This window comes from Prevotella sp. S7 MS 2, from assembly GCF_000762865.1.
Taxonomy (GTDB): domain Bacteria; phylum Bacteroidota; class Bacteroidia; order Bacteroidales; family Bacteroidaceae; genus Prevotella.
Genome location: NZ_JRPT01000002.1, coordinates 27,960 through 40,459 on the forward strand (window position 1 = coordinate 27,960; position 12,500 = coordinate 40,459).

General features: G+C 45.4%; 13 protein-coding genes. 9 read left to right on the plus strand and 4 right to left on the minus strand.

Annotated features, from left to right (window positions below; genetic code table 11):
* Positions 1-115: 115 nt before the first annotated feature.
* From radC to efp, 3 genes are all read right to left on the minus strand, one after another.
* Positions 116-799 (minus strand): DNA repair protein RadC, encoded by a 684-nt coding sequence (gene radC / locus HMPREF0671_RS00730; protein ID WP_052052719.1) that lies wholly within the window; start codon positions 797-799, stop codon positions 116-118.
* Between the two features lie 54 nt (positions 800-853).
* The gene (locus HMPREF0671_RS00735; protein WP_036896044.1) at positions 854-1,903 is read right to left on the minus strand and encodes a glycosyltransferase family 2 protein; all 1,050 of its coding nucleotides are present in this window, start codon (positions 1,901-1,903) and stop codon (positions 854-856) included.
* Between the two features lie 92 nt (positions 1,904-1,995).
* Positions 1,996-2,562: an elongation factor P gene (gene efp, locus HMPREF0671_RS00740; RefSeq protein ID WP_036896046.1), complete on the minus strand. Its 567-nt coding sequence runs from the start codon at positions 2,560-2,562 to the stop codon at positions 1,996-1,998.
* A gap of 184 nt (positions 2,563-2,746) precedes the next feature.
* Here efp and rpmH point away from each other — a divergent pair, with 184 nt between their 5' ends.
* The 8 genes from rpmH to HMPREF0671_RS00775 all read left to right on the plus strand — a co-directional run bounded on the left by rpmH (position 2,747) and on the right by HMPREF0671_RS00775 (position 11,118).
* The gene (gene rpmH, locus HMPREF0671_RS11845; RefSeq protein WP_082721648.1) at positions 2,747-2,902 is read left to right on the plus strand and encodes a 50S ribosomal protein L34; all 156 of its coding nucleotides are present in this window, start codon (positions 2,747-2,749) and stop codon (positions 2,900-2,902) included.
* A gap of 198 nt (positions 2,903-3,100) precedes the next feature.
* Complete coding sequence (locus HMPREF0671_RS00745) at positions 3,101-3,790, plus strand: PASTA domain-containing protein (protein WP_036896048.1); 690 nt, start codon at positions 3,101-3,103, stop codon at positions 3,788-3,790.
* 26 nt (positions 3,791-3,816) lie between these two features.
* On the plus strand, positions 3,817-4,884 hold the full coding sequence (locus HMPREF0671_RS00750) for an RluA family pseudouridine synthase (protein ID WP_036896050.1): 1,068 nt from the start codon (positions 3,817-3,819) through the stop codon (positions 4,882-4,884).
* Between the two features lie 16 nt (positions 4,885-4,900).
* A complete protein-coding gene (locus HMPREF0671_RS00755) occupies positions 4,901-5,899 on the plus strand; it encodes a D-alanine--D-alanine ligase (protein ID WP_036896052.1) in 999 nt (332 codons plus the stop codon).
* A gap of 40 nt (positions 5,900-5,939) precedes the next feature.
* The gene (locus tag HMPREF0671_RS00760; RefSeq protein ID WP_036896054.1) at positions 5,940-7,097 is read left to right on the plus strand and encodes a 1-acyl-sn-glycerol-3-phosphate acyltransferase; all 1,158 of its coding nucleotides are present in this window, start codon (positions 5,940-5,942) and stop codon (positions 7,095-7,097) included.
* A 1-nt stretch (position 7,098) separates the two neighbouring features.
* Positions 7,099-7,761 (plus strand): NigD-like C-terminal domain-containing protein, encoded by a 663-nt coding sequence (locus HMPREF0671_RS00765; protein WP_036896056.1) that lies wholly within the window; start codon positions 7,099-7,101, stop codon positions 7,759-7,761.
* A 41-nt stretch (positions 7,762-7,802) separates the two neighbouring features.
* Positions 7,803-9,623: a DUF6057 family protein gene (locus HMPREF0671_RS00770; protein WP_036896058.1), complete on the plus strand. Its 1,821-nt coding sequence runs from the start codon at positions 7,803-7,805 to the stop codon at positions 9,621-9,623.
* 22 nt (positions 9,624-9,645) lie between these two features.
* Positions 9,646-11,118: a PD40 domain-containing protein gene (locus tag HMPREF0671_RS00775; RefSeq protein WP_036896060.1), complete on the plus strand. Its 1,473-nt coding sequence runs from the start codon at positions 9,646-9,648 to the stop codon at positions 11,116-11,118.
* Between the two features lie 4 nt (positions 11,119-11,122).
* On the opposite strand, the gene HMPREF0671_RS00780 is transcribed toward HMPREF0671_RS00775, so the two are convergent.
* A complete protein-coding gene (locus tag HMPREF0671_RS00780) occupies positions 11,123-11,368 on the minus strand; it encodes a hypothetical protein (protein WP_036896061.1) in 246 nt (81 codons plus the stop codon).
* Positions 11,369-12,140: 772 nt separating this feature from the next.
* On the opposite strand from HMPREF0671_RS00780, the gene HMPREF0671_RS00785 reads away from it, so the two are divergent.
* Entirely contained in the window at positions 12,141-12,464 is a 324-nt protein-coding gene (locus HMPREF0671_RS00785; protein ID WP_036896062.1) for a lipocalin family protein, read from the plus strand.
* Positions 12,465-12,500: the final 36 nt, after the last annotated feature.

Genomic DNA, 12,500 nt, shown 5'->3' on the forward strand with positions numbered 1-12,500 from the left:
TTTAGGTTTTAGTATTTAAGTTTTTGAGTTTATAAGTTCTTAAGTTGTAGCACGGAAAAGGTCTATTCCTTTCGCCCTCCCCTCTATGGGGAGGGGTGGGGAGGAGCTTTTCTCATCACAGCCTACCTTCTTCTCGGTAGCTATAATAAGCCCCGTCGGTGACAACTACATGGTCTAAGAAGTAGATACGCATCAACTCACAAGCCTTCTTAACACACTGTGTCAACTCATCATCCATACGACTTGGCATCGTGTTATTGCTCGGATGATTATGCGTTAAGGCCAAAATGGTGGCATTACAGAGAATTGCTTCTTTCATGATGACACGTACATCGACCGCCGTTTCGTTAATGCCACCATGACTAATACGTTGCGCCTTGATGAGTTTATAATTCTGATTCATGAGCAACACCCACGCCTCTTCCACGTCAAGGTCTTGCATCAGGGTGTGCATATAATTATAGATAGCCGTAGCACTGCCCAAGTCGGCACGCTCCACAGCTTTTTCTCGTGCCCGTCGCTTGCCCAATTCGCAAGCCGCCAATATCGTAATAGCCTTGGCTTCTCCTATCCCGTTGTAATCCATCAACTCTTTCACTGTTTTCTTACCAAGTGCGTTGAGGTTGTTATTGCAGTCTTTCAAGACTCGCTTCATCAAATCTACGGCACTCTCATGCACCGATCCCGACCCTATCAAGATAGCCAACAGTTCGGCATCGGTAAGGTTCTCGGCTCCTCGCGCAAGAAGTTTCTCGCGTGGTCGGTCTTCTTCGGCCCACTGATTGATGTTGAGTTTCATCGATTTAATTGAAAATTCAAAATTGAGAATTGATAATTATGAGTCACTTACTTATCAATTATAGAAGTTCTTCTCGTATGCCGAGAATTCATCTTTCTGTAAAACCATACGTTTCCAAACAGCTTCCAAGAATCCAAAACCATAGCCCATAAGTTGAATAAAAGCTGCGATAATGGATAAAGCACCTACTTGCAGACTCTTATTCTTTAAGGTAGATCCGATAAAGATAAGCAACGAATAGAGCAACAGAGGGGTGGCAGCAAATGTACAAGCCCAAAAACCAACAGCATGTTGCATACTATTCTGCCCAAATGCAAGGTTTACGATACCTATTATTCCCAATATCACCAACAGAAACACTCCCACCGTAAACACCATAGGGAGCATATGGACGAGTTTCAACGATTCAGGATACTTCATATAAAGATTGATACGCGCGATACCACTATTATATACTTGTCGCCAAAACTTCATAAAATCAGTACGACGCTTATGCCATACCCACGCTTCGGGGAACAACCGGCAGCGATAACCGGCCTTAAATATACGGATGCTAAAGTCTATATCTTCGCCGAAACGCATCTTAGAAAAACCGCCCAAAGCATGGTAGACATCGCTACGAATGCCCATATTGAACGAACGAGGATAGAATTTATCGAGTTTCTTCTTGCCTCCGCGAATGCCACCTGTGGTAAAAAACGAAGTCATACTATAAGAAATGGCTTTTTGGACTGGTGTAAATGACTCGTGAGCACAGTCTGGTCCCCCAAAAGCATCGGCCGGCTCGCGATTCAACTCGTCGTCTATAGCCTTCAAATAACCTTCGGGTAAGACAACATCACTATCTAGAATCAGCAGGTATTCACCCTGTGCTACACTTGCACCGTAGTTTCGGCTCTGCCCCGGACCGCTGTTTGTCTTGGCATAATAATGCAGATTGAGTCGGTCGGCATACGCTTCGCATACCTCTTTACAAGGCACTTGCGACCCATCTTCCACGATGACAACTTCAAAATCGGTCACTGTCTGATGTGTAAGGCTATCTAATAGTTCGCTCACTTCATCGGGACGATTGAATACAGGTACAATAACAGAGTATTTCATGTAGCAGATAGGCATTAAAAGAAACAGAAAAGGGCAAAGAGACTCCGCCTCCCTCAAGGAGACAACAAGAATCTCTTTGCCCTGAAAAAATATTATTCGTTTACACGGTTCAGGTAGCTTCCATCGCGTGTATCAACCTGAATCAGGTCACCTTCGTTGATGAACAAAGGTACACGAACCTCAGCTCCGGTCTCCAATGTAGCCGGTTTGGTTGCATTAGTAGCTGTGTTGCCCTTTACGCCCGGCTCTGAATGAGTAATACGGAGCACAGTCTTAACAGGCATTTCAGCAGACAGGATAGTACCATCCGATGTATCTGTAACGACTTCTACGACGTCGCCTTCCTTCATAAAGTCTACACCCTCAATACCTTCTCTAGCGATTGGAATCTGCTCGAAAGTTTCTTGGTTCATGAAGATGTAACCTGTTGGGTCTTGATACAGATACTGATAAGGGCGACGCTCAACACGAACATCCTCCAACTTGAATCCTACTTGGAACGTACGCTCCAATACGCGACCGTCGGAAACGTTCTTCAACTTTGTACGCATCACCGTATTACCCTTTCCGGGCTTTACATGCTGGAAGTCGATACATGTCCAAATCTTACCATCCATACGGATGCAAGTTCCGATTTTAATTTCCTGTGAATTGATCATATTTGTGTTATTATATATATTTACACGTTAAATATACGTCTAAAATCGATTGCAAAGTTACGAATAAAATACAAAATACGCTCGAAAGTGGCTGAAAATTAGTCTATTTCTTTGCCATTTCGAAAATTATGAGTACTTTTGCAGCCCAAAGCGAAGAAACAAATAATAATAAAATAGAACTAAAATGAAAAGAACATTTCAGCCTCACAACAGAAGAAGAGTGAACAAGCACGGCTTCCGCGAGAGAATGTCAACCAAGAATGGTCGCCGCGTTTTGGCTGCTCGCCGCGCACGTGGACGTAAGAAACTAACTGTTTCTAGCGAGAATCACGGCAAATAAACAGTGAACAGAGTCAAGTTCTTTTTCAACAAAGAACTTCAACATACCCCCTTGAGGAATCTTTCTCATGGGGGTATGTTGTGTTTAAGAGCCGCCTACACGGCGCACCCGAAACGTGTATGCACACTTTTTCGTGGAATCACAATGGTTTATCGAAAAATTACTTATCTTTGCATAACATTCCAATTATAAAGCAAGATGAAATCATCTGAATTCGTCAATAAATTCAAAAGCCGTTATTTCTGGGGCAACATATTGGCAATGGGCATCGTTATCGTGGCACTTTGCTTCGGCGTGAAGTACGGTCTTGATGTCTATACGCATCATGGCGAATCCATCGCGATACCGAATATTAAACACATGAACGCCACGGATGCCGAGCAAATGCTCAGCAATCTAGGGCTTACCATGGTCGTAACAGATACAGGATATGTGAAATCGCAGCCTGCCGACTGCATATTGGAGCAGTCACCTGAAAGCGGTGAGCGCGTAAAATCGGGACATATCGTTTATGTGACCATCAATTCGCTCCAGTCACCTACCATCGCTTTGCCCGATGTCATAGACAATAGTTCATTGCGCGAAGCCATCGCCAAACTCTCAGCCATGGGCTTTAAGCTCACGGAACCGGAATATGTGGCCGGCGAAAGAGATTGGGTATACGGCATCGTGGTACGTGGTCAGCACGTAACGGCAGGACAACGCATATCCGTAGAAGACTCTTTGACGATACAGGTGGGCAACGGTCAGCGCTCTGCCGACGACTCCGTGGACTACATTGAACCCACAACTGCCCCCATATTTGAGGAAGAAAAGGGCGATGTAGACGAGTTCCAAGAGGTGACTGTACCCGAAGAGCAGCCCGCTACAACACCAAGGAAAGAGTAGTTAACAACACTAGAGCCTCGCAATACATGATAGAAGAGATAATTGACGAGATAGAAGACAGCGACGAAAGCCAACAACTCTATGAGCATTGGAGGGTAGAAGTCGACAAAGGACAGGAGCCTGTGCGTATCGACAAATACCTTACAGAGCGCAATCCCTATATCAGTCGCAACCGTATACAGGCAGCAGCGGAGGCCGGTGCCATCCGTGTGAACAACAAACCGGTAAAGAGTAACTACAAGGTTCGGCCTCTCGACGTCATCACATTGATGCTCGACAAGCCGAAACACGACACGAGTATCGTGGCCGAAGACATTCCCCTGAACATCGTTTACGAAGACGATGCACTCATGGTAGTCAACAAAGAGGCTGGTATGGTGGTACATCCGGGAGCTGGAAACTTCACCGGTACACTCATCAATGCCGTGGCTTGGCATCTGAAGGACTTGAAATCATTCGACCCTAATGACCCCGAAGTGGGGTTGGTACATCGTATTGATAAGGACACAAGCGGACTGTTGGTTGTGGCAAAGACCGCCGATGCAAAGTCAATTTTGGGTAAGCAGTTCTTCAACAAGACCACTCATCGCAGCTACAATGCACTGGTGTGGGGTAATTTAGCCGAAGACGAGGGGCGCATAGAAGGCAACATAGCACGCGATCCCAAGGATAGACTGCGCATGACGGTGTTTCCTACCGATAGCGAGATAGGCAAACCGGCCGTTACTCATTACCGCGTCATCGAACGATTCGGCTACGTGACGCTGATAGAATGTATCCTTGAGACCGGTAGAACTCACCAGATACGTGCTCACATGAAGCACATCGGGCATCCGCTCTTTGGCGATGAACGGTACGGCGGATGCGAAATCCTGCGCGGACAACGTAGCAGTACGTATAAAGCTTTTATCATGAACTGCTTCAAAATCTGTAATCGACAGGCTCTACATGCCCGCACTTTAGGATTCGTACATCCCATCACAGGCAAGCAGATGGACTTTACAAGCGAATGGCCAAGCGATTTAAGCCAGCTCGTAGAGAAGTGGAGAAGCTTCATACATGGCACTACAGCCAATACTTTTGAAGAAAAATAGAAAACAATTTGATAATATGGAAAATTTAAAGAGAACGATTGCTATCGTTTGTGGTGGCGATTCATCGGAACACGATGTATCTCTGCGCTCTGCACAGGGACTTTATTCCTTTTTCGATAAAGAGCGTTATAACATCTACATTGTTGATGTGAAGGGAGACGATTGGCACGTAAACCTCGACAACGGAGACATTGCGCACATCAATAAGAACGACTTCTCATTCTTGCTCGACGACAAAACGACGTGCTTCGATTATGCTTATATCACCATTCATGGCCAGCCCGGTGAGAATGGATACATGCAAGGATACTTTGAACTCATTGGTATGCCCTACTCCACTAGCAGTGTTTTGGTTGAAGCATTGACTTTCGATAAATTCGTACTCAATAAATATCTCAGTACATACGGTATCAATGTGGCCGACAGCATGCTACTTCGGCGCGAAGACACATGCGATGAAGCAGAGGTGGAACGCCGCCTTGGCATGCCTTGTTTCGTGAAACCGGCTGCCGACGGTTCCAGTTTCGGCGTCTCAAAGGTAAAGAACGTAGACCAGTTGGCGCCTGCCCTGCGTGTCGCTTTCATGGAGAGCGATGAGGTAATGATAGAAAGCTATCTCGAAGGAACGGAGATTTCGCAGGGTGTTTATAAGACGAAAGACAAATCGGTAGTATTCCCTGCCACTGAAGTTGTGACTAAAAACGAGTTCTTCGACTACAATGCCAAGTACAACGGACAGGTACAAGAGATTACACCGGCACGTATTAGCGATGACACCGCAGCCCAAGTTGCGAAGTTGACAAGTCGTATTTACGACATCCTGCACGCCAACGGAATCATACGTATCGACTATATCATCTCAAAAGCCCAAGACGGTAACGATCAAATCAACATGCTTGAAATCAACACAACACCCGGAATGACTCCCACAAGTTTCATTCCTCAGCAGGTGCGTGCAGCCGGATTGGATATCAAAGAGGTGTTGAGCGAAATCGTAGAGAACCAGTTCGACTAACGCCAACAGCCTTCATCTTTCACCATTAATCTTACGAACCATGGACAAAGAACTACTGAAGAAATTCGATGCTATCCGACCTTATGAGCCGGAAGAGCTTCCTGAGGTGTACGACAGATTGTTGGCACATCCGCAATTTCAAGCCGTGATGAACTTTCTGATGCCCGGTGTGTCTATCGAAGCCATCGGTAAGAAAATGCGAGCATGCAAAACCAGCATGGAGTTTCAGTACGCTTTCAGCTACGACTTCGTCAAAAATGTGTTGACAAAGACCACTACCGGTTTTGAAATGGACGCATCAGCGGTCGACAATACCGGACGATATACGTTCATCAGCAATCACCGCGACATCGTAATGGACCCGTCTTCTCTGTCCATGTTCCTCATAGATGCCAAGTTCACAACTACTTGTGAGATTGCCATTGGCGATAATTTACTGTCCCTACCATGGGTGAAAGACCTCGTAAGAGTTAACAAATCATTCATCGTAGAGCGTGGATTGCCCATGCGCCAAATGCTCCTTTCGAGCAAACGATTGGCCGATTACATGCATTTCGCCATTAGTGAGAAGCATGAAAACATTTGGATAGCACAGCGAGAGGGTCGTGCCAAGGACAGCAACGACCACACCCAAGAGGCTATTCTTAAGATGATTACGATGGGAGGTGAAGGCTCTATCATCGATAGATTGAAGCAAATGCATATCGTTCCACTGTCGCTTTCCTACGAATACGACCCCTGTGACTATCTCAAAGCGGCCGAATTCCAACTTAAGCGCGACGTTCCGGGGTGGAGAAAGAGCGCTCAAGACGATGTACACAGCATGCAAACGGGCATCATGGGCTACAAAGGGCACCTACATTATCATTGTACTCCATGCATTGACGACTATCTCTCGACTCTCGATGAAAACATGCCGAAAGCCGAACTATACGAGAAAATCGCTGCTCACATAGACCACGAGATTCATCGTAACTATCGTCTCTACCCGTCAAACTACGTAGCTCTCGACCTACTTCATGGCACACAGGAGCACACCGGTGCCTATACGACCGAGCAACAACAACAGTTTGAGCAATACATAGCAGGACAATTAACCAAGATAGACATCCCTAATAAAGATGAAGCCTATCTCCGCGAACGTCTGTTAACCATGTATGCCAACCCTGCCATCAACTATTTAGCAGCTACTAAGTAATATGTCGAAATATTGGTTGGCACTGTTTATCCCCCTCATCATAGCTTGCGAGCACAACAGCTATGACACCGGTGACGGCCGATATTCATATCTTCAGGCCGACATCGTGGATGCGCATGCTGCTACCAAAGGACAAATAGACTACTGCCATACCGATAAGGGAGACCTACTTAAGCTAAGTCCGCATGCCAAAGCCGACTGGGCTACGACGCCGGATTCCACTTATCGCGCCCTACTCTACTACGGAAAGGTGACCGACCACACCACCGAAGCCATTCAAATAGCACGTGTCCCTGTTCTCAAAAGCGTACCTACAGCACGTATTGACACCATCTTTACCGACCCATTAAAGCTGGAGAGCGCATGGATGAGTACCAACCGTCGCTATCTAAACTTGCAATTGGGACTAAAAACCGGTCGACAAGACGGTGTAGACAATAAGCAAGTAGTCTCGGTGATGCACGATTCCACATCGGCAACAGGTACCAGTATGCCTACCATTTACCTACAACTCTATCACCGACAAAACGGTGTTCCCGAATACTATACTGTTCGTCAGTATGTCAATATACCACTTGACGACATCAAAGAAACTACTCAAATCTGTCTAACCGTAAACACCTACAACGGCATCGTAACCCGTTCATTCGTCATCGACCGCTAAGAAACAACTCTACAGAGCCGGATTTTCGTTCTACTAATGATATGAAACAACTACTAATCTGCCATTGGAAAGCCCTGCTTTCTATTTTATTTGCCATTACAGTCTTTGTGTTTTGGTTCATTCCCGGCGTCAGTATCCTCAGTTACCAAGAACAATATCAACTCTTCCTATTCTCTTCCGAATACTTTTGGGAGCGTATCTGCGTTCCCGGAGGATTGGCCGACTACATCAGCGAGTTCTTGGTACAGTTCTATTACATCTCCATTCTCGGTGCCATCATCCTAGCCTTGTGTTACACAAGCATCCAAAGACTTACGTGGATGCTGTGCCGTCGCCTTAGTAGTACAGACACTTGGTATATCCTCAGCTTCATTCCTGCTTTCACACTATGGTTCTTTATGAGCGATGAAAGCGTACTTTTGAGCTTCACGATAGCTCTCATTGCTGCCTTATGTACCCTAATTGGCTACCATGCAATAAGCCGAAACGAAGCTTTTCCCACAAGAAGATGGCATAAAATCATCTTCCTGCTTATTCTTATTCCACTATTCTATTGGCTATTCGGAGCCTGCGTATGGGTCATAGCAGCCTATGTAGCCGGCTATGAACTTATTAAACGCAGCTCGCCTACAAACTTTTTGGTAGGCATCTTAACCTTAATCTATACCGGAATCATCATTTACCTCCTCTCTTATAGTCTGCAATATCCCTTGTATCGACTCATGGGAGGTATCAACTATTACCGTTACCCGGCCTTTATCCCACGACTTCAGTGGGTAGTTATGGCTCTCATAGTGTGCATTCCACTGCTCATCTCACGTTTACACGAGCCGAAGAAAAGCCGCCTATGGCTATTTTCTTCTACGAGTATCATTGTCGCTGTTGGCTATTCATCACTTGCTTACGGCTATACTCGTCCACAATACGAACTCATAGACTATGATTATCTGGTACGTAATGAGCAATGGGACGCCATCATCGACAAAGCTACAAAGAAGCAACCATCATCTCCTATGTCGGTAGCTTGCGTCAACTTGGCTCTCAGCCAACGCAATGAACTATCCGATAGAATCTTTGATTTCTATCAAAACGGTGCCGAAGGACTCTTCCCCTCATTCAGTCGAGACATGACTTCGCCAGTCTCTACGGCCGAAATCTACTTTCGTCTCTGTATGGTTAACGAGGCTTTGCGCTACATGTTCGAGGCCCAAGAGGCCATACCCAACTTCCGTAAGAGTGGCAGACTGACCCAACGCATCATCCAATGCGAAATAGCCAATGGTCAATATGCCGTTGCCACGAAGTATCTGAGACGTCTACAACAGTCGCTCTTCTACCGCAAATGGGCTACATGGACGCTAGAAGTCATCGGCAACAAAGACAGATTGAAAATTGACCCGCTCTATTTGCGCTTGAGTTCCGATCGCCAACAGAAGACCGACTTCCTCTTTAGCGACCGCGAAATGGATCAGATGCTCGGCCTGCTTTTCGTGGGTAACTACCAAAACAAAATGGCTTACGAGTATCTGATGGCCTACGAACTGCTGCAAGGCGACGTACAACGATTCATGAAATACTATCCGTTGGGTAAATACGTGAACTACACCCATATCCCGAAAGCTTTCCAAGAAGTACTCGTGGGCGTGTGGCTGCAACAACATGGTAGCCTTCGAGACATTCCCTATAGTCTTGATAAGATGACGGTAGAGAACACGCTCAACTTCATCGGTACCTATATGCGCAACCAAGAGGCATCGGAACTCTCGCAGCCACCACTCTCTACCAATGCTTGGCACTACCTTCTTATTGGAAGCCGAAAGCAAGAGAAGCAAGGCAAACAGAAGATGCAACTCATCTATTGATTTCCATTAAAACATTAACGACATGAAACGTACCATCTCATACCTATTATATATACTCACCATCATGCTGATGACGAGTTGCACCGACACCCCGAAAAATGCCCAAAAGGTAGATAAACTACCGACCATCTTCCCCGATTACGTAGGCGTAACCATCCCTGTAGACATTGCACCCATGAACTTCGACTACACCGGAGGGACTTACGATGCTCTCAACATCGTTGTCAAAGGTTCGAAAAGCGGTGAAATAAACGAGAGCGGAAATGCCATAGACTTCGACATAGACGAATGGCACAACCTGCTCAAAGCAAATCGTGGGGGCAGCCTCAACTTCACGTTGAGCGTGAAAACCGATGGACAATGGACACAATACAAGAGTTTCAAGATGTACGTAAGCAAACATGCGCTCGACGAGTGGGGACTCACCTATCGTCGCATTGCACCGGGATTTGAGATCTATAGCAAGATGGGACTGTATCAACGCAACCTCTCCAACTTCGACGAAGAGCCTATCATCGAGAACACGACCGTTCCCGGAGCATGCCTCAACTGCCACACTTCCAATGGCACCAACCCTTCCCACTTCACCTTCCACGTTCGTGGAAGCCACGGAGCAACACTCATTTCCATCAATGGCAAGCGCGAATGGCTCAAAGCCAAAAGCGATACGCTGCATGGTTCGATGGTATATCCTTATTGGCATCCGTCGGGTCAATACTGTGCCTACAGCACCAACCAAACCCACCAAAGCTTCCATACCGTACGAAGCGAGCGTATAGAAGTGTTTGATCAAGCCTCCGATATCTTTGTCTACAAGCCTTCCACCCACGAATTATTACTCGACACGCTCGTCATGACCGACTCTCATTACGAGACATATCCCGTATTTTCGCCCAACGGACGCACGCTCTACTTCTGTTCTTCGGTAGCTCATCCCATTCCCGGAGGCTACAAACAGATACGTTATAATATATGTAAGGTAGCTTTCGACCCTGCTACAGGTAAGTTAGGGCAACGTGTCGACACGATCTTCAATGCTCGACAAATGGGCAAAAGCGCCACTCATCCGCGTCCATCTTACGATGGTCGATACATCATGTTTACCATGACCGACTACGGGTGCTTCCCCATTTGGCACCATGAGGCCGATAATTGGCTGCTCGATTTACACACAGGCAAGGCTCAACCATTGACTGTTGCCAACAGCCGCAACACCGATTCATACCACAACTGGACGCGTAATTCGCATTGGTTTGTATTTACAAGCCGGCGCGGTGACGGTCTTTACACACGTCTATACATCAGTAGTATCGACGACAAAGGCCGTGCCACCAAACCATTCTTACTTCCCCAGCGCCATCCGGCTCAATATTATGACCGCTTATTCGACTCTTACAACACGCCCGACTTCACCCTTCGTCCTGTAGAGCTCAATGCTCGCGAGGCTGCCAAAGAGATTTCCAGCGATGAAAGAGTCGTAACGAAAGCGAGATAAAGGCCTATTTTATCCGTTTCAGTTCCAACATCCAAAAGTTCATAGCTTCCTCGTTCTTAATCTTTTTGGTATGTAAGGATAAAGTTGTAGCACCTTTAGATAGGTTTATCTTGCCTACGAAACAAGGAGCAAAGCCTTTCGTATAAGACTCTTCTCTAGGAACTCGGTCTAAATCTGCACCGAGCATAGGCTGGTCATTTACTTGATTCAATGTACCTAGAGTACACAACAACACGGTATTATTTCTCATACAACTTAAAGTCTACTTCATCAATATTATAAATCTTTCCCACCCTAACTTTTAGCGGAAAGAATTAAAGTCTCTCGTGCCTTATTTGTAAATTAGTAATTGTAGTAATCTGATCATCATCAGAACCCATGAATGACATTCATGTGAACAAAAGTAGAAGAAGTATCCGACCTATCCAAGTGCTTAAGCGTTAAAAGTCGCTAAAGCTACTGTACAGACAGCTAGTCAGAAAGTATCATTTTCCACTTTGAGACCTCATCTCTCACGCTCGCAAGAAAAACCTAATGGCAAGTAGTATATAGCAATTAGTAAGCATGAAGCACAATGCTACGAACTCACTTAACAACTTATAAACTAAAAGACTTACAAACTAAAACCGAAACTCGTCTACTTGTAAACTTAAAACCTCGTTTACTTGTCTACTTGTTTACCTGTCTACTAAAACGATTGGGTCGGGGTGGGGCCATTGCAAAGCTTCTCCAGCATCGCTGCCTAGCCACTTCAGCAATGCTGCAAAGACTAGGCAGCAACGCTGAGTCGACCTTGCAGTAAGCTGATAGACAAGTAAACGAATTTACAAGTTGGCGAGTTGACAAGTTAATAAACACCATACTCCATATTGAAATGCTAGACAAAAGACACGAGGATTCTTGATTTATTTATATTTTTTGGTGTTTTTTATGTAAAATATCAACCATTCCACTCCCATCTCTTGCATAAAAAACAATTTATTATTTATACATCTGCACCCGAAAACACCAAAGAACTATTAATGGGTACATGGCAAACCGTATGGGAAGAATCTGAACTTATATCGGAAGGAGAGAAAGAACCTACCAAAGAAAGTCACGAATATACGAAGTATGTGTATACTTTTAACACAGATGGCTTCGGAAGTTCTCTCAACAAACTCAATGGTACCCCGGCAAAAATGAAGTGGAGTTTAGCCAAAGACCAACTCACTTGCGAAGCTGAGAATATTAAAGAAAAGTTTACTATAGTTGAGATTACTGAAACGAAACTTATACTACAATTGAATTTTACAGGTAAATTGAAAGGTTGGGTACGCTATACATTAAAGAAAGCAGGTAAATAATACGAACTCAACAAACTCTCATACACAAACCGGGGA